Here is a 25543-nt window from a genome sequence, read left to right on the forward strand (position 1 = left end):
GGTGGTGGGGAGATTCTAAGGCGCTGGTGGCGCCGTCCCTGGGATGGTGCGCACCCCCATGGGGAATGCACGCCCTGGTTGACGCGCGGCCCCGGCAGTGCGTCAACCCGCAGTGCCCGTGGCCTTGGCCGCAGCCGCCGGGGTGGGCGTACCGTCGTCTTCCATCTCGGCCGTGCGCTTGTCCACGGCTTCGCGCAAGGCCTTGCCTGGCTTGAAGTGGGGCACGCGCTTTTCGGGGATGGCCACGGCCTCGCCGCTGCGGGGGTTGCGGCCCATGCGGGGCGGGCGGTGGTTCACCGAGAAACTGCCGAAACCCCGGATCTCGATGCGATGGCCACGCACCAGCGCGTCGCCCACGGCGTCAAGAATGGTCTTGACGGCGTATTCGGCATCGCGGTGGGTGAGCTGGCCAAAACGGGCGGCCAGTTCTTCAACAAGGTCAGAGCGGGTCATGGTATCGGGATGTCGGGTAGAAAGAGAAGCGGGCGCACGAGGCGCCCGCTGACAGAGACCTTCAGAAGGTCAAGCCGTCAATCACTTGTCGGAGTTGTCCAGCTTGGCGCGCAGCAGGGCGCCCAGGCTGGTCGTACCGGCGCTTTCGCGGCTCGATTGCTGGCTCAGGCTGGCCATCGCACCTTGCTCGTCGGCCATGTCCTTTTGCTTGATCGACAGCTGGATGTTGCGGGTCTTGCGATCCACATTGACCACCACAGCGGTGACTTCGTCGCCTTCCTTGAGCACGTTGCGGGCATCTTCCACGCGGTCGCGGGAGATTTCCGAAGCGCGCAGGTAGCCCACGATGTCTTCGCCGAGGTCGATTTCAGCGCCACGGGCGTCCACGGTCTTGACCTTGCCGGTCACCGTCTGGCCCTTGTCGTTCACGGTCACGAAGGTCGTGAATGGGTCGCCGTCGAGCTGCTTGATGCCCAGCGAGATGCGTTCACGGTCCACGTCCACGGCCAGCACGATGGCTTCCACTTCCTGGCCCTTCTTGTAGTTGCGAACAGCGGCTTCGCCGGGTTCGTTCCACGAGAGGTCGGACAGGTGCACCAGGCCGTCGATGCCGGCAGCCAGGCCCACGAACACGCCGAAGTCGGTGATCGACTTGATCGGACCCTTGACGCGGTCACCGCGCTTCGTGTCCTGTGCGAATTCTTGCCATGGGTTGGCCTTGCACTGCTTCATGCCCAGGCTGATGCGGCGCTTGTCTTCGTCGATTTCCAGAACCATGACTTCGACTTCGTCGCCCAGCGAAACCAGCTTGGCGGGAGCGATGTTCTTGTTGGTCCAGTCCATTTCGGAGACGTGCACCAGGCCTTCGATGCCGGGTTCGAGTTCGACGAACGCGCCGTAGTCGGCAATGTTCGTGATCTTGCCGAACAGGCGCGTACCTTGGGGGTAGCGGCGGTTCACGCCCATCCATGGGTCGTCGCCCATTTGCTTCAGACCCAGCGAGACACGGTTCTTCTCGGTGTCGAACTTCAGGATCTTGGCCGTGATTTCCTGGCCAGCCGTCACCACTTCCGATGGGTGACGCACGCGGCGCCATGCCATGTCGGTGATGTGCAGCAGGCCGTCGATGCCGCCCAGGTCCACGAACGCACCGTATTCGGTGATGTTCTTGACCACGCCTTGGACGATGGAGCCTTCCTTCAGGGTTTCCATCAGCTTGGCGCGCTCTTCGCCCATGGAGGCTTCCACCACGGCGCGGCGGCTCAGCACCACGTTGTTGCGCTTGCGGTCGAGCTTGATGACCTTGAATTCCAGGGTCTTGTTTTCGTAAGGCGTCAGGTCCTTGATCGGACGCGTGTCGATCAGCGAACCGGGCAGGAATGCGCGGATGCCGTTGACCAGAACGGTCAGGCCGCCCTTGACCTTGCCGCTGGTGGTGCCGGTGACGAATTCGCCGGATTCCAGGGCCTTTTCCAGGCTCATCCACGAAGCCAGGCGCTTGGCGGTGTCGCGCGACAGGATGGTGTCGCCGTAGCCGTTTTCGATGGAGCCAATGGCCACCGACACGAAGTCACCCACTTGGACTTCGACTTCGCCCTTGTCGTTCTTGAACTCTTCCAGCGGCACGTAGGCTTCGGACTTGAGGCCGGCGTTGACCACGACGAAGTTGTGTTCCACGCGCACGACTTCGGCGGTGATCACTTCGCCTGGGCGCATTTCGGTACGCTGCAGGGATTCTTCAAAAAGGGCGGCAAAAGATTCGGACATGTGTTTCCTTGCCACAAACAGGATTCCGGGAGCACCATTGCTTCCGTTTTTATAGCTGCTTGCGGTGGTTTTTTGCGGCAAAGCCGCGGGTTAGGTTGTGGTTGATCCACACAGCCCGTGCGCTTGTGAGCGAGCGGTACCGTGGGGCCCTTGCAGGGCTTTCGCCCTGGTTGGCAGCGCCTTGCGGCCCTGCCAGTCAGCCCCGTGCGGCCAAGGCTGCAAAGGGCTGGCGCTCCTGCCACCAGGCAAGCACCTGATCGACGGCTTCATCAATCGTCAATTCGGAGTTGTCCAGCACCAGGGCGTCCTGCGCGGGCTTCAAGGGAGCGACGCTGCGGGAGCTGTCCCGCGCATCGCGCGCCTCAAGGTCTGCGCGAAGGTCGGCTATGTTAGCTGAAAATCCCTTTGAAATCAACTGCTTATACCGGCGCTCCGCACGGCAGGCGGCGCTGGCCGTCAGGTACACCTTGAGCGGGGCCCCGGGGAAGATCACCGTGCCCATGTCGCGCCCGTCGGCCACCAGGCCCGGCAGGCGCCGAAAGCTGTGCTGCAGGTCCACCAGGGCCTCGCGCACGGCGGGCAGGGAGGACACGCGCGAGGCGTTCATGCCTGCCTCTTCGGTGCGGATGGCGTCGGTCACGTCGTCGTTGCCCAGCAACACGCGCCCGCCCTCGAAGTGCACGGGCAGGGTCTTGGCCATGTCGGCAATGCGGGATTCGTGGGTGGCGTCGATGGCCAGGTCCTGGCGCAGGGCGGCCAGCGCCGTGATGCGGTACATGGCGCCCGAGTCGAGGAAGCGGTAGCCCAGGCGACGGGCCACGGCCGCTGCCACGGTGCCCTTGCCCGAGGCCGTGGGGCCGTCGATGCAGATCACCGGAATGCGCTCGGTGCTGGCGTGCGCCACCGAGAACAATGCCTCGAAGTAGTCCGGGAAGGTCTTGGCCACGCACTTGGGGTCTTCGATGCGCACCGGCAGCCCGGCCGGGTTGAACGCGGCCAGCGAGAAGCACATTGCCACGCGGTGGTCGTCGTAGGTGTGGATGCTGGCGGCTTTCCAGTCCGACAGCTGCGCGGGCGGGGTCACGCGGATGAAGTCGGCGCCTTCCTCCACCGTGGCGCCAAGCTTGCGCAGCTCGGTGGCCATGGCGGCGATGCGGTCGGTCTCCTTCACGCGCCAGCTGGCGATGTTGGTCAGCGTGGTGGTGCCCTCGGCGTACAGCGCCATCACGGCCAGGGTCATGGCCGCGTCGGGAATGTGGTTGCAATCGAGGTCGATGGCCTTGAGCGGCCAGCCCTGGCCGGGCTCGCCGCGGCGGATGTGCAGCCAGTTGGCGCCGCCCGTGACCTGCGCGCCCATGGCGCGCGCAGCCTCGACGAAGCGGATGTCGCCCTGGATGGAATCGAGCCCCACGCCGTGGATGCGGATGCCCTCGGGCAGGCCTTCGTGGCCCGCCGCAATCGCGCCCAGGGCGATGAAATAGCTGGCCGAGGAGGCATCGGCCTCGACATGGATCTCGCCCGGCGAGCGGTACTGGCAACCCGCGGGGATGGTGAAGCGCTGCCAGTCCTGGTGCGTGACCGCGATGCCGAAGCGCGCCAGCAGCTGCAGGGTGATGGCGATGTAGGGCTTGGAGATCAGCTCGCCCACGACCTCGATCTCGATGGCCTGCCCGCGCGCGGCCAGGGGCAGCGCCATGAGCAGGGCCGTGAGGAACTGGCTGGAGACATCGCCGCGCACGCGGATGGGCGCGGCCAGCGCCAGGGGCGGCACGCCCTGGCCGTGCGCGATGCGCAGGGGCGGGTAGCCGTCATTGCCCAGGTACTCGACCTGGCAGCCGAGCTGGCGCAGTGCATCCACCAAGTCGCCGATGGGGCGCTCGTGCATGCGCGGCACGCCCGACAGCTCGAACTCGCCGCCCAGCAGCGACAGCGCGGCCGTGAGCGGGCGCATGGCCGTGCCGGCATTGCCCATGAAGAGTTTGGCGGGCGAGCGCGGTGTGCCGCCGCCCAGGCCGGTGATGCGCACGGTGGTGCTGCCGTCCTCGTCCACCGTGCAGCCGATCTGGCGCAGGGCGTCGAGCATGACGCGGGTGTCGTCCGAGGCCAGCAGGTCGTGCACGGTGGTGGTGCCGGCACTCAGGGCCGCCAGCAGCAGCACGCGGTTGGAGATGCTCTTGGAGCCGGGCAGGTGGACTTCGCCGCCTGCGGCGTCCAGGGCCGGCAGGTCGAGCCAGGGGGTGCTGAACATCAACGTCCCTTGCTCGTGCGCTGCGCACCCATGCGCCAGTGCGCGCGGGTCTCGCTGGCCAGGGTGATCATGTCTTCCAGTGCCTGCGCATCGCTCTTCTGCATGGCCTGCTCGATGTTCTGCAGCGTTTGCTGGAACAGGCGCGACTGGGCCAGCAGCTCTTCGCGGTTGGACAGCAGGATGTCGCGCCAGACCTTGGGGTCGCTGGCGGCGATGCGCGTGAAGTCGCGGAAACCGGGGCCGGCCAGCGACAGGAAGTCGTCGCCATTGGCTTGACCGGTGATGCTGTTCATCATCGCAAAGGCCAGCAGGTGGGGCAGGTGGCTCACGGCGGCAAAGGCCGCGTCGTGCGATTCGGGCGACATGCTGCTCACCCGGCAGCCCAGGGCGGTCCATACGGTCTCGGCCTGGCTGAGCTGGGTGGTCAGGGTGCGCTCGATCGGGGTCAGGATGACCTGGCGGCCGGAGTACAGCTCGGCATCGGCATGCTCCACGCCCGAGACCTCGCGGCCCGTGATGGGGTGGGCCGGCACGAAGGAGCCCACCTGGTCGCGCAGTGCGCGGCGCGCGGCCTGCACCACATCGGCCTTGGTGGAGCCCACGTCCATGATCAGCATGTTGGGCGTGACCAGGTGGCGGATGGCCTTGAGCGTGGCCTCGGTGGCGGCCACGGGCACGGCCACCAGCACGATGTCGGCGCCAGCCACGGCCAGAAGGGCCGAGGGGGCTTCGACGTCGATCACGCCCATCTGGCGGGCGCGGTCGGTGGTGGAGGGCGACTTGCTGTAGCCCACCACGCGCTTGACCAGGCCGGCCTTCTTCATCGCCAGGGCGAAGGAGCCGCCCATGAGGCCGCAGCCGATGAGTCCCAATTGTTCAAACATGGTGCGATTCCGGCATGGGGCGACGGGGAGCGATCGCCGGGCTTTCAGGGGGGCGCATGGGCATACAAAGGCTCATGGCGCAACCGGATAGGTGCCCAGCACCTTGTAGAAGGCGCACAGGCTGCGCAGCTCTTCGAGGGCGCGCGCCACATGGGGCTGGGCGGGGTGGCCGTCCAGGTCGATGTAGAAATAGTACTCCCACTGGCCGGTGCGTGCAGGGCGCGATTCGAAGCGCGTCATCGACACGCCGTGGGCCTTGAGCGGCACCAGCAGGTCGTGCACGGCGCCGGGGCGGTTGGGCACCGAGACCACCAGGCTGGTGCAGTCCTTGCCCGAGGGCGGTGGCGTCTGCAGCGTGTGCGGCAGGCAGATGATGGCAAAGCGCGTGCGGTTGTAGGCATCGTCCTGGATGGCGTGCGAGACGATGTGCAGGCCGAACTGGGTGGCGGCGCGTTCGCTCGACAGCGCGGCCCAGGCGGGGTTGGTGGTGGCCAGGCGGGCGCCCTCGGCATTGCTCGACACCGGGCGGCGCTCGGCATGCGGCAGGTGCTTGGACAACCAGGCCTGGCACTGGGCCAGGGCTTGGGGGTGGGCCAGCACGGCCTCGATGCCGTCGAGCGAGTTGCTGGTGCGCAGCAGGTTGTGGCGCACCAGCAGGCTGACCTCGCCCACCACGTGGGTGGGGGTGTGCAGGAACAGGTCGAGCGAGCGCGTGACCACGCCTTCGGTGGAGTTCTCCACGCCCACCACGCCGTACTGGGCGCTGCCGGCGGCCGTGGCATGGAACACCTCATCGAAGTTGGCGCAGTACATCAGGTCGGCCGCGCCGCCGAAGAACTCGATGGCTGCCTGCTCGCAGAACGTGCCCTCGGGGCCGAGCACGGCCACGCGCTGGGGCGATTCGAGCGCCAGGCAGGCCGACATGATCTCGCGCCAGATGGCGGCCACATGCGGATCCTTGAGCGGGCCGGGGTTGGCGGTCTGGATCTTGTCGATGACCTGGGCCACGCGGTCGGGCCGGAAGAACGGCGTGCCCTCGCGCTTCTTGACCTCGCCGACCTGTTCGGCCACGAGGGCCCTCTGGTTGAGCAGCGTGAGCAGTTGCTGGTCGATGGAGTCGATCTGCACGCGCAGGCTGGCGAGATCAGGGGAGGCTTGCGGTTGGGTCATGAAAGGGCAACTTTTCTGGCGGGCGTCCGGCGGGAGGGGGCTGGGAAGGGGGACTCAGGCGCGCTTTTGTTCAAATTCTCGCATGTAGTCCACCAGCGCCTGTACACCGGCCAATGGCATGGCGTTGTAGATGCTGGCGCGCATGCCGCCCACGGACTTGTGGCCCTTGAGCTGCAGCAGGCCGCGCTCGCGGGCGCCGGCCAGGAAGGCATCGTTGCGCGACTCGTCGCGCAGGAAGAAGGGGATGTTCATGCGCGAGCGGCAGTTGGCCGCCACCTTGTTCACGTACAGCTGCGAGGCGTCGATGGTGTTGTAGAGCAGCTGTGCCTTGGCGATGTTGCGCTGCTCCATCGCGGCCACGCCGGTCAGCTCGCCCTCGCGCTGGCGCAGCAGCCACTGGAAGGTCAGGCCCGCCACGTAGATGCCCCAGGTGGGCGGGGTGTTGTACATGGACTCGTTGTCGGCCACGGTCTTGTAGTCGAAGGCGCTCGGGCAGGCGGGCAGGGCGTGGCCCAGCAGGTCTTCGCGCACCACCACCAGCGTCAGGCCGGCGGGGCCCAGGTTCTTCTGCGCGCCGCCGAAGGCCAGGCCCACGCGCGACCAGTCCACGCTGCGCGAGGCCACGTGCGACGAGAAGTCGATGACCAGCGGCGCATCCGTGCCCAGCGCCTTGAGGTCTGGCAGCTCGTGGAATTCGGTGCCGTTGATGGTCTCGTTGCTGCAGATGTGCAGGTAGCTCGCGCCGCGGCTCAGGTTCCAGGTGGCGGGGGCGGGCAGGGTGGTGAAGTCGCTGTCCTGGCTGCTGGCGGCGATGTTGACCTCGGAGGCGTACTTGCGTGCCTCCTTTTGCGACTTCTGGCTCCAGCTGCCGGTGACCACGAAGTCCACCGCAGCGGCGCGCGAGAGGTTCAGCGGCACGATGGCGTTCTCGGCCAGGCCGCCGCCCTGCATGAACAGGATCTTGAAGTTCGCGGGCACGGCCAGCAGCGTGCGCAGGTCGGCCTCGGCCTGCTGGTAGATGGACAGGAATTCCTTGCCCCGGTGGCTCATCTCCATCACGCCCATGCCGCTGCCGTGCCAGTCCAGCATTTCGGAAGCGGCCTGTTGCAGCACTTCGGCGGGAATGGCGGCGGGACCGGCGGAGAAGTTGTAGGGGCGGTTCATGTCAGGCAAAACGGAAAATGGATGGCTGTCTCGGTGGGCTGGCGGCTTGCGCTGCGCTGGCCCGCATTGCTTCATGCTGCCCGAAGGCGCATGGCGTGCAGCACCCGGTGTGCCCCGGGGTGCTGCCGCGCACATGCAGTCCGTCAGGACTCGGTGGGGCTGTCGGTGTCCGGCGCGGCATCGCTGCCGGTATCCGATGCGCCGCCTTCGCCCTCGACCACGTTGGCATCGTTCTCGACGATGCGCTGCAGGCCGCTGAGCTTGGAGCCTTCGTCCAGCGCGATCAGCGTCACGCCCTGCGTGGCGCGACCCAGCTCGCGGATCTCGGAAACGCGGGTGCGCACCAGCACGCCCTTGTCGGTGATGAGCATGATCTCGTCGTCGGCATGCACCAGCGTGGCGGCCACGACCTTGCCGTTGCGCTCGCTCTGCTGGATGGCGATCATGCCCTTGGTGCCGCGGCCGTGGCGCGTGTACTCGACGATGCTGGTGCGCTTGCCGTAGCCGTTCTCGGTGGCAGTGAGCACGCTTTGTGTCTCGTCCTCGGCCACCAGCATGGCGATCACGCTCTGGCCGTCTTCCAGCGTCATGCCGCGCACGCCGCGGGCCTGGCGGCCCAGGGGGCGCACGTCGTTCTCGTCGAAGCGCACGGCCTTGCCGCCATCGCTGAACAGCATCACGTCGTGCTGGCCGTCGGTCAGGGCGGCGCCGATCAGATAGTCGCCGTCATCGAGGTTGACGGCGATGATGCCGCCCTTGCGCGGGTTGCTGAACTCGTCGAGCGCGGTCTTCTTCACGGTGCCCATGCTGGTTGCCATGAACACGTAGCGGTCGGCCGGGAAGGTGCGCATGTCGCCGGTGAGCGCCAGCACCACGTTGATCTTCTCGCCCTCCTGCAGCGGGAACATGTTGACGATGGGGCGACCGCGCGAGCCGCGCGAGCCTGCCGGCACTTCCCAGACCTTGAGCCAGTACAGCCGGCCGCGGTTGGAGAAGCACAGGATGTAGTCGTGCGTGTTGGCGATGAAGAGCTGGTCGATCCAGTCGTCTTCCTTGGTCGCCGTGGCCTGCTTGCCGCGTCCGCCGCGCTTTTGCGAGCGGTATTCGGACAGCGGCTGGCTCTTGATGTAGCCGGTGTGGCTGAGCGTCACCACCATGTCGGTGGGGGTGATCAGGTCCTCGGTGGACAGATCCTGCGCGCTGTACTCGACGATGCTGCGGCGTGCGCCCAGCTTGCTCTGGCCGAACTCGGTCTTGATGGAGGTGAGTTCTTCGCCAATGATGGTGGAGACGCGCTCGGGCTTGGCCAGGATGTCCAGCAGGTCTTCGATGACCGACATGACTTCCTTGTACTCGGCGACGATCTTGTCCTGCTCCAGGCCCGTGAGGCGTTGCAGGCGCATCTGCAGGATTTCCTGGGCCTGCGTTTCCGACAGGCGGTACAGGCCGTCCTGGCCCATGCCGAATTCCTTTTCCAGGCCGTCGGGGCGGTAGTCGTCGGCGCTGACCACGCCGCCATCGGCGCGCGTGCGGGTGAGCATCTCGCGCACCAGCTTGCTGTCCCAGGGGCGGGCCATCAGCTCGGCCTTGGCCACCGGCGGGGTGGGGGCGTTGCGGATGATGGCGATGAAGTCGTCGATGTTGGCCAGGGCCACGGCCAGGCCTTCGAGCACGTGGCCGCGGTCGCGTGCCTTGCGCAGCTCGAACACCGTGCGGCGCGTGACCACTTCGCGGCGGTGCTGCAGAAAGACGCTGATCAGGTCGCGCAGGTTGCACAGGCGGGGCTGGCCGTCGATCAGCGCCACCATGTTCATGCCGAAGGTGTCCTGCAACTGCGTCTGCTTGTACAGGTTGTTGAGCACCACCTCGGGCACTTCACCGCGCTTGAGCTCGATCACCAGGCGCATGCCCGACTTGTCGGACTCGTCCTGGATGTGGCTGATGCCCTCGATCTTCTTTTCGTGCACCAGCTCGGCCATGCGCTCCTGCAGCGTCTTCTTGTTGACCTGGTAGGGCAGCTCGTCGACGATGATGGCCTGGCGCTGGCCGCGGTCGATGTCCTCGAAGTGGCACTTGGCGCGCATCACGACCTTGCCGCGGCCCGTGCGGTAGCCGTCCTTCACGCCGTTGATGCCGTAGATGATGCCGGCCGTGGGGAAGTCGGGTGCGGGGATGATCTCCATCAACTCGTCGACCGTGGCATCGGGGTTGCGCAGCATGTGCAGGCAGCCATCGACCACTTCGTTGAGGTTGTGCGGCGGGATGTTGGTGGCCATGCCCACCGCGATGCCGGCCGAGCCGTTGACCAGCAGGTTGGGCAGCTTGCTGGGCAGGACCAGCGGCTCCTTTTCGCTGCCGTCGTAGTTGGGCCCGAAGTCGACGGTTTCCTTGTCGATGTCGCCGAGCATTTCGTGCGCGATCTTCGCCAGGCGGATTTCCGTGTACCGCATTGCGGCCGCGTTGTCACCATCCACCGATCCGAAATTGCCCTGGCCGTCCACCAGCATGTGGCGCAAGGAGAAGTCCTGCGCCATGCGCACGATGGTGTCGTATACCGCCGAATCGCCGTGCGGGTGGTACTTGCCGATCACGTCGCCGACGATACGCGCGGACTTCTTGTAAGGCCGGTTCCAGTCGTTGTTGAGCTCGTGCATGGCGAACAGCACGCGCCGGTGCACGGGCTTCAAGCCATCGCGCGCGTCGGGCAGCGCCCGGCCCACGATCACGCTCATCGCGTAGTCGAGGTAACTGCGCCGCATCTCCTCTTCGAGGCTGATGGGCAGGGTTTCTTTGGCAAACTGGGTCATAGGGCGGCGGTGACGGCGAAGGAGAATCATTTTAGAGGGGAAAGCGTGTCGCGCTCTCGCAACATATCGCCGCAATTACGGTTTTGTCCTACGGGCCCCAATGCGGTGCGGGCGCTTTTGCCCTGTTACGTATGGCACAATCGTTTGAACGCTTTGGGTGATGGTCACCTCAAGCGTCCTGATTCGCAGCGCGGCTGCGGCTTTTTCCCCAAGAGGAGAACCATGAAGAAACTGAACAAAGTGGCGATGTTGTTTGCCTCTGCAGCGCTCGCAACCGCCGCTGGCGCCCAAACCGTTGACAACTGGAGAGATGCTTCTGGCCAACTGGTCTGGAAGAACGGCACCAACGAATACTGCTGGCGCAATGCCAACTGGACGCCGGCTACCGCCGCTCCAGGCTGCGATGGCGCCATTGTTGCTCCAGCACCCGCCGCTGCTGCTCCAGCAGCAGCTCCTGGCGCTGCTCCAGCAGCAGCTCCAGCACCAGCTCCAGCTGCTCAGCCACCAGTGATGGCCAGCAAGGTGACCTACGCTGCTGACGCATTCTTCGACTTCGACAAGTCGGTGCTGAAGGCAGAAGGCAAGGCCAAGCTGGACGACCTGGTCTCCAAGGTCAAGGGCATCAACCTGGAAGTCATCATCGCCGTGGGTCACACCGACTCCGTGGGTTCCGATGCTTACAACCAGAAGCTGTCGGTCCGCCGTTCCGAAGCCGTCAAGGCTTACCTGGTGTCCAAGGGCATCGAAAAGAACCGCGTGTACACCGAAGGCAAGGGCGAAAAGCAACCAGTGGCTGACAACAAGACCGCTGAAGGCCGCGCCAAGAACCGCCGCGTGGAAATCGAAGTGGTTGGCACCCGCGCTAACTAATCTCTCGATTGGTTCGCACCAAGAAAGCCCCGGCAACGGGGCTTTTTTTCGTCCAGACCTTTCCGGATTCTGTATTGTTACAAATTGCCGTACCCCGCGTGCAACCCGTGCATGCCCCTATATCTATATATATGGCAGCAAAAGCATTCCCTGGGACGGACTGCCAGGGGTGCGGCTTTCTGACGGGCATGCAGCATCGTTGACAATGCACACCATGAGCGAAGAAACGACCACCATCCCCCCTGTCAACGCCGACCCGGCCGAGCTGGCCAAGTTTTCCGCGCTGGCCCACCGCTGGTGGGATCCGGACAGCGAGTTCCGCCCGCTGCACCAGATCAACCCGCTGCGGCTGGACTGGATCCACGCCCTGAGCGGCCTGGGCGGCAAGCGCGTGCTCGACGTGGGCTGCGGCGGTGGCATCCTGGCCGACTCCATGGCGCGCAAGGGGGCTGACGTGACCGGTATCGACCTGGCCACCAAGGCGCTGCGCGTGGCGCAGTTGCATGCGCTCGAGGCCGGCACCAAAGGGGTGCAGTACTGTGAGATCAGCGTGGAAGCACTGGCAGCCGAGCAGCCCGCCAGCTTCGATGTGGTGACCTGCATGGAGATGCTCGAGCACGTACCCGACCCGGCCTCCGTCGTCAAGGCCTGCTCCGAACTCGTCAAGCCCGGCGGCTGGGTGTTCTTCTCCACCATCCACCGCAATGCCAAGGCCTTCATGCTGGCCATCGTGGGGGCGGAGTACGTGCTCAACATGCTGCCGCGCGGCACGCACGAATACGCCAAGATGATCCGCCCGAGCGAGCTGGCATCGCACTGCCGCAGCGCGGGTCTCGATGTGCTGCAGACCCGGGGGCTGGAATACAACCCGCTGACCAAGCGCTATTGGCTGAGCAACGACACCAGCGTGAACTACATGTTCGCAACGCAGCGCGCGGCCTGATTTGACCTGAGAGATCCGTTTCCGTGACGACACCCGCCCTGAATCCTGTATTCCACAACATCCGCGCCGTCCTGTTCGACCTGGACGGGACCCTGATCGACAGCGCCCCTGATCTGGCCGCTGCCGCCGACAAGATGCGCACCGACCGGGGTATGGCGTCCCTGCCTTTGGCGCGCTACCGCCCCATGGCCGGCGCCGGTGCGCGCGGCATGCTGGGCGAGGCCTTCGGCCTCAAGCCCGAGGACGCGGAGTTCGCTGCCCTGCGCGAGGAGTTCTTTGCCAACTACGAAGCGCGCATGACGGTGCTTACCGAGGTGTTCGAGGGCGTGCCGGCACTGGTCGAGGCGCTGCAGGCCCGGGGTCTGGCCTGGGGTGTGGTGACCAACAAGGCCATGCGCTTCACCGACCCGCTCACGCGCGCCATGCCGCTGTTCGCCAGCGCGGGCGCTGTGGTCAGCGGCGACACCACGCCGCATGCCAAGCCGCACCCTGCGCCGCTGCTGGAGGCGGCTGCGCGCTTGAAAATCGACGCCAGCCAGTGCATCTACGTGGGTGACGACGAACGCGACATCGTGGCCGGCCTGGCCGCCGGCATGGGTACCGTGGCCGCCACCTACGGCTACCTGGGTTCTGCCCAGGCCCCGCATGCCTGGGGAGCGCACGCTGCAATTAAATCTCCCTCCGAGCTCTTGCAACTGCTGGGACAGGCCTAAAATAGGTAGTCTGGGGCTGTCCTGGTTTCGACGTGGGTTCGGAGTCAGTGTGGTGCATGTCGAGCTTGATTCACGCTCGTAAATCTCGATTTAACAAACTAACTGCAAACGACGAACGTTTCGCACTCGCTGCTTAATTGCCAGTGAGCCTTGCAACAGTTGGCCGATGGGCTGGGCAAGGGGGTTCTGAGCAATCAGCGCCTCCCGGCTGCAAGGATAATTACATGGGCTGGCTCCAATCCGGGTACCTTGGGTTGGGGCGAGATTCAAGGGTGCTGGCGGCCGGTGTAGCGTGCGACTGCGCGACACAGGCGGCGAGATCCAAATCAGACCGCTAAACATGTAGATCTGCCTGGTGAAGGCTTGCGGACGCGGGTTCAATTCCCGCCAGCTCCACCACCTAACGACCAAAGGCGCTCATCCTGACCGGATGAGCGCCTTTTTTCTTGGCCGATGCCTGCAGGATTGCGCACCGTGGTGCGCATTCATGGACTTTGACGCCGGCGCCGCCACAGCTGCTGCCCGAGGAATCCCACGATGGCCATGTTGGCCAGCGCCACAGCAGCCGATGCCACGCTCGGCCGGTGCGCGAAGTGCCATAGCTCGAAGGGGATGTACAGCGCTCCGGACAGCGCGCCCAGCCATTCGCCCCACCACCGGTCCTGCCACAGTCCGTAGGCCTCGGCGAAGCGCACCAGTACGTAGGCTGCGGCGGCAAGCAGCAAGGGCTTGAGATTGGTGCCCATCAGGTGATCGATGTCGGTGAGAACCATGGCCGGATAGCGGTCGCCGGGCGCGAGGCCAATGTGCCCGATCAACGAGGCCACGATGTGGTGCAGGTCGTGGTGCAGCAGCCCCACGAAGCCCAGGCTGGCCGCCAGGGCTGCAAATCCCTTGAGGGCCTCGAAGGCGGCAATGGCGCGCAGTGCCTTGCGATGAGGTGGCGGGACGTCCCCAGGCGTTGGCGGGTGCATGCCTGGCATGGTAGCCGCAGTGGATGCTTGCCTATCGCTCGATCTGCCGCCTGGTGCGGTTCGGGCGTGGCGCCCTGGGCGCCGGGCGCGCCAGATCGGCATTCGTCTGCTCCAGCCAAAGCAGTGAATCCATCTGCGCCATGAACCTGCGCATGTAGTCTGGCGAGAGCCCGCGCATGAGGCCCAGCGAGCGCAGCATGAGCTTGTGCGAGTTGAGGGGGCCTGCGTTTTCGGGCGCCTTGTGCAGTGCCTGCGTGACCTGCTGGTCGGCGGAGATCTTGGACCAGACCTCGCTGAACTGGCGCACGCTCTTCATTTCCGATGTGCTGGTGCTTTCGCTGGTGCGAACGTGGTCGGCCTCGGCCTGCGCGCGTGCAGCCAGATTGCGGTTGAGCAGGGCCAGAGGCGAGTCCGTTGCACAGGTGGCGCGCAAGGGCGGTGCTGGCGATGGGGTGGCAGCACCGGCCCGCGCGGCGTAGTCGACCACGGCGGCCTGCAGCCGCTGCTGCAGCAAGGCCTGCACGGCGAGCGGTTGTGCCTGCATGCGCCGCGCCAGAGCCTCCAGGTACTGGAAACGCGCGGGATCATGGCCGTCGCTGCCATCCGCCTTCAAGGACTCCAGCGTGGGCTCGCTCATGGCGGTTTGGGCTTGGATGCCCTGGGCACCGGGGCCATTTCCACGCGGCGGTTCTGCGCGCGGCCCTTTTCGTCGGCGTTGTCGGCCACGGGCTGCTCGGCGCCGAAGGCTGCGGCAAACACCTGGGACGAAGGCATGCCTTCTTCGGCCAGGGCACGGGTCACGGTCAGCGCGCGCTGGGCCGATAGTTCCAGGTTGTCGGCAAAGCGCTGGCTGCCGCCGCTGCGCAGCAAGGTGTTGTCGGTGAAGCCGCTGACCATCAGCATCTCGTCGCGCTCGCGCAGGTACACCAGCAGGGGCTGCACCAGGGTGGTCAGCAACTGGCGCCCCTCGGGCCGCAGCTCGGCCGATCCCGTGGCGAACAGCACGCTGCCGCTGATGCCGATGCGGCCGTTGCTCACCGTCACGCGGCCGCTGGCCAGGGGGATGGCCAGGGCCTTTTCCAGCGCCATGCGGCGCTGCTCTTCCGCCTGGCGTTTTTCCACCTCCTGCTTGAGGCTGCTCACCAGGTCGATCTGCACCACCAGCACGCCCACCAGGATCAGCACGAAGGCGCCCAGCAGGCCGGCCATCAGGTCGCCGAACACGGCCCAGACCGGGGCAGTCTGCTCGGTGGCGTCGTCCAGGGTGTCGTCGAAACCCATCCCCGTCATGCGGCCACTCCCTGGGCCGATGCGGTGGCCGCAGCCTGCCCGTGCAGGCGGCGCAGGTCTTCGACGATGCCCTGCTGCGAGGAGATGCTCAGGTCGATCACCTCGCGCGCCTGGGCCACGTAGTAGGCCAGTTGCTCGTCGCTGCGGCCCAGGGAATGGCCGATGGCGCTTTCGATGCCCTGCAGGCCCTGCAGCAGCTTGTCGTTGCTGGCGGTGAACAAGCCCACGCCGTGGCTGAACGACTCACCCAGGCTGGCCAGTTCCACGGCGCTGGCCGCCACGTGCACGGCCACCTCGTCCACCTTGCCGGCTTGCGTGCCCAGGGCCTCGCTGAACTGCTGGCCCGCCTGCTCGAGCACCTGGGCGGCCGAACCGACCAGCGATTCGATGGCGGCGCGCTGCTGCACGGCGGCCTCATTGACGGAATGCAGCAGCGTGGCGAGCTGCTCCATCATGGCCGTGCGTTCTTCCAGCGCGAGGTTGTCGCGCTCGCCCAAGCGAGTCATCTCCTGGCGCAGCTGGGTGATCACCTCGGCCGCGGCCTGCGGCACGTCGGATGCCGTCTGCAGCAGGCGCGTGAGGGGCGCCTCGAGCGCCGAGCCCAGCGTGGCCAGGTGTCCGGCCACGGCGGCCTGCAGCGCATCGAGCCGCTCCACGGCTGCCTGGCCGCGCGCGGCCTCGTCATCGCGCAGGGCTGCGAGCTCGGTGCGCCACACGGCGGTGAGGCTGTCCATGCGCTCGCCCTGGGCCTCTTCCCAGCGGGCTTCGGCCTCGACGCGCGTGCGCAGCAGCGCATCGGACTGCTCCATCAGGCGGGCGCTGCTGCCCAGGGTCTGCTCCACCTGACCGGACATGCGTTCGGTGAGTTGGGTCGCCGTGCCTTCCAGCGTGCGGTACAGGCCTTGCTGCTGTTCGGCGGCCTGGGCGCCTGCGCGCTGCAGCTCGGCCGTGACGGCGCCGGCCATGCCCTCCATGGAGCGGCTCCAGGTCTCCAGGCGCTGCTGGTCGGCCTGCACCTGGGCCGTGTGCGATTGCGCCACGGTGTCCTGCAGCGAAGCCAGCAGGGCGCTGGCGCGTTGCTCGAAGGACTGCGTGGCCGCCTGCAGTGCGCGGTCGAGTTGCGTGGCGGCGCCCTCCAGGGCCTGGCCCACGGCGCGCTGCTGCTCCACCGTATGCGTGCCTGCGCGCTGCCATTCGGCAACCAGAGTGCCGGCCATGCCTTCCATGGAGCGGTTCCAGCCTTCGAGGCGCTGCTGGTCGGTCTGTACCTGTGCCGCATGCGACTGCGCCACGGTGTCCTGCAGCGATGCCAGCAGGGCGCTGGCGCGCTGCTCGAAGGACTGCGTGGCGGCCTGCAGTGCGCGCTCGAGCTGCGTGGCGGCGCCTTCCAGGGCCTGGCCTGCGGCACGTTGCTGCTCTGCCGTCTGGGCGCCGGCGCGTTGCCATTCGTCAGCCAGCGTGCCGGCCATGCCTTCCATGGAGCGGTTCCAGCCTTCAAGTCGCTGCTGGTCGGCCTGGGCCTGGGACGCATGGGACTGGGCGACCGTGTCCTGCAGCGAGGCGAGCAGGCTGCCCGCGCGCTGGTCGAAAGCCTGGCTGGCGGCTTGCAGCGTCTGGTCGAGTTGTGCGGCAGCACCGGCCAGTGCCAGGCCCACCTCGCGTTGCTGTGCTGCGGTCCGCTCGCCTGCGCGCTGCCATTCGGCGGTGAGGGCGCTGGCAGTGCCCTCCATGGAGCGGTTCCAGCCTTCCAGCCGTTGCTGGTCGGCCGCGGCCTGGGCGGCGTGGGAGTGGTCCACGGTTTCCCTGAGCGAGCCCAGCAGCGCACCCGTGCGCTGCTCGAAGCCTTGCGCCACGGTCTGCAGCGCGCCGTCGAGCTGTGTGACCAGGTGGCCCTGGGTCTCGCGCTGGCTGTGCAGTGCGTCGGTCCAGGTGGCGGCCACCTGGCGGGCCGTGCCCTCCCATTGGGCGGACAGGGCCTGCAGCTGCGCATCGGTGGCCTCGCGCAGGCGCAGGTGTGAGCGCTCGGCCTCCTGCGCCAGAGCGGCCATGGCCTGTTCGACCACCGGGCGGATGCTGTCCCCGGCCTGGCGGGCGCTGGCGGCCAGGCTGTCCTGCAGCGATGCGCCCACGGTGCTGGCCAGCGCGGTGTAGGCGGTCGCGGCTTCGCGGTGAAAGCCCTGCTGGTGGCTGACCAGTTGCTCGTTGAGCTGCCCGTGGCGGCGCTCCAGGCCTTCCATCAGGTTCTGCAGGCGCTCGGCAATCAGCGGCATGGCCTGGGCCTGGGTCTGCAGGGCGGCAAACATCCCATCGCGCTTGTGCGCCGCCGAGAAGGGGCGCAGCAGGGTGGCGATGCGGGTGTCGAGCAGGCGCAGCACCTGCAGGCGCTCGCGCCGGGCCAGGGCGGACATCAGGCCCAGCATGGCCGAGGTGGCCACGCCGGCCACCGAGGTGCCGAACGCCAGGCCCAAACCCTTGATGGGCGCGGCCAGCGCCGCGCGGATGGCGTCGAGGTTGGACGAGGCTTCCAGCGCGAACACCGCGCCCTGGAAGGTGACCACCATCCCGAGGAAGGTGCCCAGCATGCCCAGCATGACCAGCAGGCCCACCAGGTAGGGTGCCAGGGCCGGGCCGGGCAGCGCCACGCGCTCGCCCTCGATGCGCTGGCGCACGGGGTGGCGCAGGGCCGGGGGCAGGCGCTCCAGCCAAGCGGCGAGGTCCGCCTGCGGCTCGACCGGAACATCGGCCAGCGCGCGGGCCAGGGCGCCGGTGGCCGAGCGGAACTGCTGCAGCTCGTAGGCGCCCAGCAGGTAGACCGCCGCGATCACGGCCGTCATGGCCAGCGCCAGTGGGCTGGTGCCCACGAAACCCCAGGCCACCCAACCGGCGACCGCCAGGCCGGCTGCAAACACGCCGGCCATCACACTCTTGTTCATTCCTGATTACCTGTTCTTCTGTTCTCGTTGCGGGCTGCCTCCAGCAGCCCCATGATCGGTTGCATGCGCACCTGCATCTCGGCCAGCAGCAGGGCCTGCAGGTCCTGCTCGAAACCGGCAAGCCAGCCGCCGGCCTGGCGCCAGCGCAGCGGGTCGTCGGCCTGGCCCGAGGCCTGCACCCGGGCCTGGTGCGCCTTGCGCAACTGCACGAAGCGCCGCTCCAGGTGGCCGGGCAGCGATGCCCACAGGCGCTGCTCGCGCACGCCCAGCATCTGCTCCATCACCCCGTCCAGCGCCGCCAGTTGCCGCAGGGGCGCTGGGCCCTTGAGCAGGGCGGCGCGCACCTGGGTGCGCAGGGCGCCCAGGCGGGCGTCCAGCTGCTTTTGCTGCTCCGCATAGCGCGGCCCATGGGCTGCGAAATCGGCCTGGACCTGCGGGTCGGGCTGCTCGACGGGGGTGTTGTCAGCACGCTCGCGCAGCGGCCGGGCCGATCGGGCAGGGGCTGTTGCCAGTCGCGTCAGGTCGGCCTTGGTCTTGTGCAGCAGGTCCTCCAGGGCCTGCGCATCGATGGCCGACTCGTCTCCCGCGGCGGACGGGGCCATATGGGCCTCGATCGACCGCAGCGAGCCATTGAGCTCGACTGCATCCACCACACTCAGCCACTGGCCCAGCTGTTCCGCCACGTCCTGCTGTGCCGGGGCACGCTCTGCCCGCGTCCATTGCGCGAGCAGGACGACGAGGCGTGAGCTATCGATTCGTTGGTGCAGATACATCCCGGGGGTAGCCATTCACTTCGCCTGCAGCCCTCATGGGAGGCAGGCATCCGGGAAACGGGTCCCCGTGGGCAAAACCGCGTATTTTCGTTCATATGGGCCAGGATCCCGAAAAGCGGGGCCCCGGCGTTGCAGCTGTTACATGAAATGCGGGCCGGAAAAGCGGTCTTTGAGGCAATGCATCGAAAAGCCGCGGCAAGATGGCATCTTCTGTCGCTATTTTTTGTCAAACGTCGCGCAAGTATCGCGTCGCCGAAGAAGGCCATTGCCCTTGCCAGGGGGTGTGGCAGGCCACTGCTGTATAAGCAATCAGTAATGCAATCCCAAAAATACTCCCCCGCGAATTCCTGTGGCTTCTGCGGAGCGACCAGCTACCGCCGCGTAGTGGCACGCGACACCCAGGGCGTGCTGCGCGCCACCGAGCGGCTCCTGTGCACGGGCTGCACACGCGAGTTTGCCGACGTGAAGACCTGGCGCCAGGGCATGCAGGACGCGCCCGCTGTTTTTTCGCCAGCGGGCTAGCACTCAGAGGAACTGGGCCCTGAGTCCGACCATGATGCGCCGGCCCGCAGCAGGCTCGAAGAAGCGGCCGTTGCCGTCGTTCACGATCAGCGAGCCCGCGTAGCGCCGGTCCAGCAGGTTGTCGAGACGGGCCCAGGCCTGCCAGCGCGTGCTGGCAGTGGCGTCGCCGAATGTGTACCCGGCGCGCAGGCCCACCACGGCAAAGCCGGGGGCCGCTTCGCTGTTCACGTCGTTGGCAAACACCTTGCCGGACACATCGAGCGTGGCGCCCAGTTGCCATGCGGCGCTCGGCGCATGGTCCAGCGCCAGCTGCGCCACGTGGCGCGCCGTGCCGGGCAGGCGGTTGCCTGCGGCCACCCGGGCGCCCCCGGCACCCGCGTAGGCATCCCCGAAGAAGGCGTCGAGCCAGGTGTAGGCTGCGCGCGGCTTCCAGGCGCCGGCCTGCGCGCTCCAGGCCAGCTCCAGCCCGCGGCGGCGCACGTTGTCGGCGTTCTGGAAGACCGTGCGGCCGTTCACCGTGGCGGCGGGCACGATCTCGCTGCGGCTGCGCGCGTCGAACCAGGCAGCCTGCACCTGGTGCACGGCCCCCTGCCACTTGGCACCGATCTCCATCTGGCGGCTGCGCGAGGCTGCCAGACCGAAGTTGGGCCCGGTGTTGTCCCGGCTGTAGGCCATCTCGGCCAGGGTCGGGGTCTCGAAGCCGCGGCCCACATTGGCATACAGGTTGAGCTGGTCGCCGGCGCTCCACACCAGGCCCAGCACCGGGCTGGTCTGGCGCCAGCGGCGCGCACCGCTGTCGTCGGGGTTGGTGGGGGTGATGAAGTGGTCGCTCACGCGCATGTCCACACGGCTGGCGCGCACGCCTGCCACGGCGCGCCAGGTGGGCGCGAGCCAGGCGTCCACCTGGGCGAAGACGTCGGTGTTGCCCGCACGGTCGCGCTCGTTGCGGCGCAGTGCGCCGGCCTCGCCGTTCTGGTTGACGAAGCCCTGGCGCTGCTCGGAGAGCCGGTCGGCATCCACGCCCAGGGTCCAGGTGAGCGGCAGGCCCGAGGGCATCCTCGCGCTGTGCGTCCAGGCCAGGCCCAGGCCGTGGTAGTCGCGGTCCAGGTCGACCACGCCGCCGGCGCTGTTTTCGGCCGCACCGCTGAACGACAGGTACTGGGTGAGCGAGCGCCTGCCGCCGTAGGCGCGGGCGCGCACGCTGTCGGCGGCGCCCAGTTGCCGCTCCAGCACCAGGCCCCACTGGTTCTGCGCCACCGACTTGCGTGTGCCGAAGCTGTCGGCCACCTCGGGTGCCTGGCGCGGGTTGGCGTGGAACTGCGCGCGCGTCAGGCCCAGCGGGTCCTGTGCGTCGGGCTGGTGGTAGAGGTTGAGCAGGGCGGTGATCTTCGTGTCCGCATCGGGGCGGGCCACGAGCTTGCCGTTGAGGTGGGTGCGCCGTGCGGCGCTGTGGTCGCGCCAGCCATCGGTCTCGAAGCGCGAGACGTCCAGCAGGCCTGAGAGCGCGCGGTCGCCGAAGTCGAACGAGGCACCGGCCAGCCGCTGGCCGAATGAGCCTGCAGCCACCGAGGCCTGGGCCCCGCCGCCCGCGCGCGGGTCGCGGGTGCTCACCTGCAGCACGCCGCCGGCGGCATTGCCATAGAGCTGCGCCAGCGGGCCGCGCAGCACATCGACTTGGGCGGCCGACTGCAGCTGCGCCGTGGCCGCCTGGCCCTGGCCATCGGGCATGGTGGCGGGGATGCCGTCCACCAGGATGCGCACCCCGCGCACCCCGAAGGTGGAGCGCGCGCCGAAGCCGCGCACGGCGATCTGCAGGTCCTGCGCATGGTTCTGCCGGTCCAGTGCCACCACGCCGGCCTGGCCGGCCAGTAGTTCGGACAGGTGGACCAGCGGCGTTGCGGCCGTGAAACCGTCCACCGGCACGCTGGTGTGGCTGGCCGCGCTGTCGAAGCGTCGCTGGGCCTCGGCGTTGCCCTGCACCTCGACAGGGGCCAGCGTGCCCCCTTCTCGGGGCTGCGCCATGGCGGGTGCTGCTGCCAGGGCGGCCAGCGCCGCAAGCACCGTGGACAGGGCCGGAGCGCGGTAGCCGGGCGGATGGCGGTGCGGGGCAAGGGCAGGGAGCATGGGCGAAGGTGGGAGTGGCAAGGGCGTGGCCAGCGTAGCGCAGGACGCCGGCGCGGCCTGTCAGCGAATGTCCCTGGATCGGCCTTGCCCTGGCCGGTCTGCGGGCGGAAAGCCACAGCATGCCTCATTCCTGTCACATTGCCATGCGAAGGTGAGGCTCGGGGCGCCACGGCGTCCCTGCTGCGCCCGCCGCCGGGCAACCCGCGGGTTGCCTTATCCTGCAACCCCTATGCCCTCGACACCTGTTCCCGCAACCGGCCCGCTGCCTTTCGACCACCGACGCGGTCTGGCGGGCGCATTGCTGTGGATGGTGGTGGCCCAGGCCTCGCAGGCCTATGCCTTCGGCAGCCTGGACATGAGCCTCGTCTGGCCGGCCGACGGCATCGCCATCGGGCTGGTGCTGGCCTATGGGCTGCGCATGCTGTGGTTCCTGGGCGCGGCCGTGGCTCTGTGGCATGCCCTGCACGGCATCCCCGTGCTGCAGTCGCTGATCGGCGTGGTGGCCTTGGTGGCTGCCGTCGGCCTGGTATGGTGGCTGATGCAGCGGGACCGGCGCCATGAGGCGGGGCGCAACCCGGTTGCCACGGCCATCCGCTTCCATGCCCTGACCGTGCTGCCGGGTGCGGCGGTCCTCACGGCGCTGGGCAGCTGGCAGTTCCTGCTCGCTCCGGGCGGGCCGCCGGGCGGCGTCCTGCGCGTGGCGGGTGTCATGGGCATGTCCGAGGTGTTCGGCATCCTGCTGTTCACGCGGCTCACCGAGATGGCGGCCCACGCGCTCGATGGCGGCTGGCGGGCCGGCCCCTTGCAGTGGGCGCGGTGGCAGACCTTCTGCCTGGCAGGCCTGGTGCTTGTCATGGCCATGGCGCAGTGGGGCTCTTCGGTGGTGGGGGCGGGCATCGGTCCATCCGTGCGCTACGTCGTCTTCCTGCTGGTGGCCTGGGCCGCCTACCGCGGCAGCCCGCTGTTCGTGCACCTGGCCACGGCGCTCTCGGCGCTGACCCTGCTGGCCTTCACGCCCCCCTTGCCGGCAGGCCACAGCCCTTACCTGATGGTGCTCGACCAGGCCGTGCTCATGGTCTGCCTGGCGGCGCTCAGCTTCTTCGCCTCGGCCACGATGGAGCACCGCCGGCAGATGGAGCGCAGCCTGCACGAGGCCGCCAGCAACGATGGCCTGACGGGTTTCCTCAACGAGCGCGGCCTGCTCAAGGCCCTCAAGGCGGCAGGGCCGGGCCCCGTCCACCTGATCGGCATGAGCCTGCACAACCTGGAGCATGTGGTGGACCTGATCGGCCTGGGGCCCACGCGCGAGATCGAGCAGGACGTGTCCATCTACCTGCGCAACCAGTTGGGCCGCGGCTGTCTCTATGCCCGGCCGCGCGATGGGTTCTTCGTGGTGGCCGTGCCGGTGGCGGCTGGCGACGTGCATGCGCGGCTGCTGCAGCTGCGCACTGCGCTGGACGGGCGCCGCTATGTCTTTGTCGAGCACAGCGTGCGCATCCAGGCAGCGTTCGGGCTGCTGCCGCTGGACGAGGGGCAGGCCCTGGGCGACGACGTGCTGGCAGCGCTGATGCTGCTGTGCGAGGTGGATGGCGACCCCGCGCTGAGCGACCGGCATGCGCAGGGCATGGACCTGGCGCCAGGACACCTGATGCGCATCCGCCGGGGCCAGTTGTCCCAGATCGAGGCGCTCAAGGACGCCCTGCGCCTGCCCGCCGGCAGCCCGGAGACCAGTGGCCTGTGGCTGGCCTGCCAGCCCATCCGGTCGGCGCATGGCGACCACGACGGCGACCTGGGCGTGGAGGTGCTGCTGCGCTGGTCCTCGGGCGGCGAATCGCCGCACCTGCCGGGGGAATTCCTGCCGCTGGCCGAGCGCTACGGCCTCATGCCGCAGGTGGACCGGTGGGTCATCACGCAGGTGTTTGCGGCCCTCGTGGCCCATGGCATCTCCCGTCGCGACCTGGGCAAGGTGGCGATCAACCTGTCGGGCTCGTCGGTGTCGGACCCGCGGCTGCTCGCCCACATCGACCAGTGCCTGGCTGCCAGCGGGCTCGACCCAGCGATGTTCTGCTTCGAGGTCACGGAGACCGCCGGCATCGTGCAGCGCAGCCGCGCCGTGGACCTGCTGGCCAGCCTGCGCGCCATGGGGGCGCGCACCTCGCTCGATGATTTCGGCACCGGCCTGGCGACCTTCGACTACCTCAAGTCGCTGCCGCTCGATTTCGTGAAGATCGATGGCAGCTTCGTGCGCGACGTGCTGTCCTCGCGGGTCGACCAGCGCGTCGTGCTGGCCATCTGCGACGTGGCGCGGACGATGGGGCTCACGACCATCGCCGAATTCGTCGAGACGCCGGCCCAGCGCTCGCTGCTGGCCGCCTATGGCGTGGACTATGTGCAGGGTTTCGGCATTGCCAAGCCCCTGCCGTTCACGCAGTACCTGCAGCAACTGGTGCGCCGCGATCCGCGCACGGCGGCGCAGGCGGCGCCCGCCCCGGCCCTGGCCGGGCGATGGCAGGCAGGGCATGGGCGCCTGGTGCCGGGCATGGCGCCCAGTGAATGACATGGTCGCCCCTGGCGGGACCATTTGTCACGCAACCGCAATATGTGACTTGTAAGCTCTGGTGACATTTCCTGCCGCGACGGCCCTCCTCATGTCCGAACTCCCCGCCTATCTGCAAGACTGCCGTCCGCGATTTCGCCAGCCCAGCGCCGGGGACATGTGTGTCGAGGTGCCCTGGATGGCGGTCGAGGAGACCAATGAAAAGGTCATGGAGATCTTCTCCGAGCACAAGGACCTGATCAGCCTGCCGGTGGTCGAGAAGGGCCGCCCCATCGGGCTGATCAACCGCGACATCTTCATGTCCGAAATGAGCAAGCCTTACCGCTGGGAAATCTACGGGCGCAAGAACTGCATCGCCTTCATGGACAAGGCGCCGCTGATCGTCGATGCCGCCATGGGCATCGAGGAGCTGACCTTCAAGACCGTGGAATATGGCGAGAAGGCGCTTTCGGACGGCTTCATCGTCGCGCGCGACGGATCTTTCGTCGGCGTCGGCCACGGCCTGCAGCTGATGCGCGTAGTGGCCGAACTGCAGGCCGCGCGCAACCGCCAGGTGATGCACAGCATCGAGTACGCCAGCGTGATCCAGCGCTCCATGCTGCGGGCTTCGCGCGATGCCCTGGTGCAGGCCCAGGCCGATGCCGACCTGGTCTGGGAGCCGCGCGACGTGGTGGGCGGCGACTTCTACCAGTTCACCGCCATGCCCGACGGCTGGTTCGCCACCGTGGCCGACTGCACCGGCCATGGCGTGCCCGGCGCCTTCATGACGCTGATCGCATCGAGCACCCTGGGCAAGGCCATCGAGCAGTTCGGTCCGCGCGATCCGGCACAGCTGCTGTCCAGCGTCAACCGCTCCATCAAGCAGATGCTCGGTCAGATGGACGGCCAGGACGATACCCCCGGGTCGGACGACGGCATGGATGCCGCCTGTTTCTGGTACGAGCCCGCCACGCGCGAGCTGCGCTTTGCCGGCGCCAACCTCTCGCTCTTCGTGCTGGAGCCCGGTGTCGACGCCGTGCAGGTGGTGGCCGGCGAGCGCAAGGGCGTGGGCTACGTGGACAGCGCGTTCGACTACACCTGGACCACACGCACCGTGGCACTGGCACCCGGCAGCCTGGTGTTCGTGACCACCGATGGCCTGATCGACCAGGTCGGCGGCCCCAAGGCCATCACCTTCGGCAAGCGCCGCATCCAGGAGGTGATCGTGGCCCAGCGCGAGCAGACCCCCGCGCAACTGAACGCCGCCATGCAGCAGGCGCTGCAGGCCTGGCAGGGCAGCCACCAGCGCCGCGACGACCTGACCTTCTTCTGTTTTCGGGCCTAGAACCCCTGGCCCCACACCCTGAAATCC

General features: G+C 67.7%; 19 protein-coding genes and 1 other RNA gene. 7 read left to right on the plus strand and 13 right to left on the minus strand.

The window, feature by feature from the left end:
• Nucleotides 1–102: 102 nt before the first annotated feature.
• The 7 genes from AC07PA_RS23280 to gyrA all read right to left on the minus strand — a co-directional run bounded on the left by AC07PA_RS23280 (nt 103) and on the right by gyrA (nt 10493).
• A complete protein-coding gene (locus AC07PA_RS23280) occupies nt 103–453 on the minus strand; it encodes an integration host factor subunit beta (RefSeq protein WP_007852598.1) in 351 nt (116 codons plus the stop codon).
• An 81-nt stretch (nt 454–534) separates the two neighbouring features.
• Complete coding sequence (rpsA, locus tag AC07PA_RS23285) at nt 535–2220, minus strand: 30S ribosomal protein S1 (protein ID WP_007852596.1); 1686 nt, start codon at nt 2218–2220, stop codon at nt 535–537.
• A gap of 196 nt (nt 2221–2416) precedes the next feature.
• Nucleotides 2417–4468, minus strand: coding sequence for a bifunctional 3-phosphoshikimate 1-carboxyvinyltransferase/cytidylate kinase (locus AC07PA_RS23290; RefSeq protein ID WP_494605957.1), 2052 nt, complete (start codon nt 4466–4468; stop codon nt 2417–2419).
• Complete coding sequence (locus AC07PA_RS23295; protein ID WP_007852590.1) at nt 4468–5352, minus strand: prephenate dehydrogenase; 885 nt, start codon at nt 5350–5352, stop codon at nt 4468–4470. The genes AC07PA_RS23290 and AC07PA_RS23295 overlap by 1 nt, the downstream gene beginning before the upstream one ends.
• A gap of 72 nt (nt 5353–5424) precedes the next feature.
• Nucleotides 5425–6522: a prephenate dehydratase gene (gene pheA / locus AC07PA_RS23300; RefSeq protein WP_007852588.1), complete on the minus strand. Its 1098-nt coding sequence runs from the start codon at nt 6520–6522 to the stop codon at nt 5425–5427.
• A 54-nt stretch (nt 6523–6576) separates the two neighbouring features.
• Complete coding sequence (gene serC, locus AC07PA_RS23305; RefSeq protein ID WP_007852583.1) at nt 6577–7686, minus strand: 3-phosphoserine/phosphohydroxythreonine transaminase; 1110 nt, start codon at nt 7684–7686, stop codon at nt 6577–6579.
• A gap of 143 nt (nt 7687–7829) precedes the next feature.
• Nucleotides 7830–10493, minus strand: coding sequence for a DNA gyrase subunit A (gyrA, locus tag AC07PA_RS23310; RefSeq protein ID WP_494605954.1), 2664 nt, complete (start codon nt 10491–10493; stop codon nt 7830–7832).
• Nucleotides 10494–10715: 222 nt separating this feature from the next.
• On the opposite strand from gyrA, the gene ompA reads away from it, so the two are divergent.
• The 4 genes from ompA (at nt 10716) to ssrA (ending at nt 13418) form a co-directional block, all read left to right on the plus strand.
• The gene (gene ompA, locus AC07PA_RS23315; protein ID WP_145698330.1) at nt 10716–11363 is read left to right on the plus strand and encodes an outer membrane protein OmpA; all 648 of its coding nucleotides are present in this window, start codon (nt 10716–10718) and stop codon (nt 11361–11363) included.
• A gap of 214 nt (nt 11364–11577) precedes the next feature.
• Nucleotides 11578–12306, plus strand: a complete 729-nt coding sequence (gene ubiG, locus AC07PA_RS23320) for a bifunctional 2-polyprenyl-6-hydroxyphenol methylase/3-demethylubiquinol 3-O-methyltransferase UbiG (protein WP_494605953.1) — start codon at nt 11578–11580, stop codon at nt 12304–12306.
• A 23-nt stretch (nt 12307–12329) separates the two neighbouring features.
• Nucleotides 12330–13019 (plus strand): phosphoglycolate phosphatase, encoded by a 690-nt coding sequence (gph, locus tag AC07PA_RS23325; protein ID WP_494605951.1) that lies wholly within the window; start codon nt 12330–12332, stop codon nt 13017–13019.
• Nucleotides 13020–13031: 12 nt separating this feature from the next.
• Nucleotides 13032–13418, plus strand: a transfer-messenger RNA (tmRNA) gene (gene ssrA / locus AC07PA_RS23330).
• Between the two features lie 86 nt (nt 13419–13504).
• Here ssrA and AC07PA_RS23335 read toward each other — a convergent pair.
• The 5 genes from AC07PA_RS23335 to AC07PA_RS23355 are packed head-to-tail and all read right to left on the minus strand — an operon-like array spanning nt 13505 to nt 18989.
• Nucleotides 13505–14002 (minus strand): DUF2127 domain-containing protein, encoded by a 498-nt coding sequence (locus tag AC07PA_RS23335; RefSeq protein WP_494605949.1) that lies wholly within the window; start codon nt 14000–14002, stop codon nt 13505–13507.
• A 22-nt stretch (nt 14003–14024) separates the two neighbouring features.
• Complete coding sequence (locus AC07PA_RS23340; protein ID WP_007852568.1) at nt 14025–14630, minus strand: DUF2894 domain-containing protein; 606 nt, start codon at nt 14628–14630, stop codon at nt 14025–14027.
• On the minus strand, nt 14627–15283 hold the full coding sequence (locus AC07PA_RS23345; RefSeq protein WP_007852565.1) for an OmpA family protein: 657 nt from the start codon (nt 15281–15283) through the stop codon (nt 14627–14629). Before AC07PA_RS23345 ends, AC07PA_RS23340 begins: the two co-directional genes overlap by 4 nt.
• Nucleotides 15280–18216: a DUF802 domain-containing protein gene (locus tag AC07PA_RS23350; RefSeq protein WP_494605946.1), complete on the minus strand. Its 2937-nt coding sequence runs from the start codon at nt 18214–18216 to the stop codon at nt 15280–15282. The genes AC07PA_RS23345 and AC07PA_RS23350 overlap by 4 nt, the downstream gene beginning before the upstream one ends.
• Nucleotides 18213–18989, minus strand: a complete 777-nt coding sequence (locus AC07PA_RS23355; RefSeq protein WP_035202842.1) for a DUF3348 family protein — start codon at nt 18987–18989, stop codon at nt 18213–18215. Before AC07PA_RS23355 ends, AC07PA_RS23350 begins: the two co-directional genes overlap by 4 nt.
• A gap of 315 nt (nt 18990–19304) precedes the next feature.
• Here AC07PA_RS23355 and AC07PA_RS23360 point away from each other — a divergent pair, with 315 nt between their 5' ends.
• Nucleotides 19305–19511 carry a hypothetical protein gene (locus tag AC07PA_RS23360; protein WP_494605944.1) on the plus strand — a complete coding sequence of 69 codons (207 nt, stop codon included), beginning with the start codon at nt 19305–19307 and terminating at the stop codon, nt 19509–19511.
• Between the two features lie 3 nt (nt 19512–19514).
• Here AC07PA_RS23360 and AC07PA_RS23365 read toward each other — a convergent pair whose 3' ends face one another.
• Nucleotides 19515–21635, minus strand: coding sequence for a TonB-dependent receptor family protein (locus AC07PA_RS23365; RefSeq protein ID WP_494605942.1), 2121 nt, complete (start codon nt 21633–21635; stop codon nt 19515–19517).
• A gap of 229 nt (nt 21636–21864) precedes the next feature.
• Between AC07PA_RS23365 and AC07PA_RS23370 the strand changes: the two genes are divergently transcribed.
• Together AC07PA_RS23370 and AC07PA_RS23375 are read left to right on the plus strand one after the other, a co-directional pair.
• Complete coding sequence (locus AC07PA_RS23370; protein WP_494605940.1) at nt 21865–24192, plus strand: EAL domain-containing protein; 2328 nt, start codon at nt 21865–21867, stop codon at nt 24190–24192.
• 91 nt (nt 24193–24283) lie between these two features.
• Entirely contained in the window at nt 24284–25516 is a 1233-nt protein-coding gene (locus AC07PA_RS23375; protein WP_007852553.1) for a SpoIIE family protein phosphatase, read from the plus strand.
• Nucleotides 25517–25543 lie beyond the last annotated feature (27 nt).

The sequence above is a fragment of the Acidovorax sp. GW821-FHT09B03 genome (assembly GCF_059418305.1).

What these genes read in the sequence shown, in the direction of transcription:
- ubiG (WP_494605953.1), top strand. Translation starts at nt 11,578, where the DNA reads ATGAGCGAAGAAACGACCACCATCCCCCCTGTCAACGCCGACCCGGCC.
- AC07PA_RS23370 (WP_494605940.1), top strand. Translation starts at nt 21,865, where the DNA reads ATGCCCTCGACACCTGTTCCCGCAACCGGCCCGCTGCCTTTCGACCAC.
- AC07PA_RS23280 (WP_007852598.1), bottom strand. Translation starts at nt 453, where the DNA reads ATGACCCGCTCTGACCTTGTTGAAGAACTGGCCGCCCGTTTTGGCCAG.
- pheA (WP_007852588.1), bottom strand. Translation starts at nt 6,522, where the DNA reads ATGACCCAACCGCAAGCCTCCCCTGATCTCGCCAGCCTGCGCGTGCAG.
- AC07PA_RS23350 (WP_494605946.1), bottom strand. Translation starts at nt 18,216, where the DNA reads ATGAACAAGAGTGTGATGGCCGGCGTGTTTGCAGCCGGCCTGGCGGTC.
- ompA (WP_145698330.1), top strand. Translation starts at nt 10,716, where the DNA reads ATGAAGAAACTGAACAAAGTGGCGATGTTGTTTGCCTCTGCAGCGCTC.
- AC07PA_RS23335 (WP_494605949.1), bottom strand. Translation starts at nt 14,002, where the DNA reads ATGCCAGGCATGCACCCGCCAACGCCTGGGGACGTCCCGCCACCTCAT.
- AC07PA_RS23345 (WP_007852565.1), bottom strand. Translation starts at nt 15,283, where the DNA reads ATGACGGGGATGGGTTTCGACGACACCCTGGACGACGCCACCGAGCAG.
- AC07PA_RS23295 (WP_007852590.1), bottom strand. Translation starts at nt 5,352, where the DNA reads ATGTTTGAACAATTGGGACTCATCGGCTGCGGCCTCATGGGCGGCTCC.
- AC07PA_RS23375 (WP_007852553.1), top strand. Translation starts at nt 24,284, where the DNA reads ATGTCCGAACTCCCCGCCTATCTGCAAGACTGCCGTCCGCGATTTCGC.
- serC (WP_007852583.1), bottom strand. Translation starts at nt 7,686, where the DNA reads ATGAACCGCCCCTACAACTTCTCCGCCGGTCCCGCCGCCATTCCCGCC.
- AC07PA_RS23355 (WP_035202842.1), bottom strand. Translation starts at nt 18,989, where the DNA reads ATGTATCTGCACCAACGAATCGATAGCTCACGCCTCGTCGTCCTGCTC.
- AC07PA_RS23340 (WP_007852568.1), bottom strand. Translation starts at nt 14,630, where the DNA reads ATGAGCGAGCCCACGCTGGAGTCCTTGAAGGCGGATGGCAGCGACGGC.
- AC07PA_RS23290 (WP_494605957.1), bottom strand. Translation starts at nt 4,468, where the DNA reads ATGTTCAGCACCCCCTGGCTCGACCTGCCGGCCCTGGACGCCGCAGGC.
- rpsA (WP_007852596.1), bottom strand. Translation starts at nt 2,220, where the DNA reads ATGTCCGAATCTTTTGCCGCCCTTTTTGAAGAATCCCTGCAGCGTACC.
- AC07PA_RS23365 (WP_494605942.1), bottom strand. Translation starts at nt 21,635, where the DNA reads ATGCTCCCTGCCCTTGCCCCGCACCGCCATCCGCCCGGCTACCGCGCT.
- AC07PA_RS23360 (WP_494605944.1), top strand. Translation starts at nt 19,305, where the DNA reads ATGCAATCCCAAAAATACTCCCCCGCGAATTCCTGTGGCTTCTGCGGA.
- gyrA (WP_494605954.1), bottom strand. Translation starts at nt 10,493, where the DNA reads ATGACCCAGTTTGCCAAAGAAACCCTGCCCATCAGCCTCGAAGAGGAG.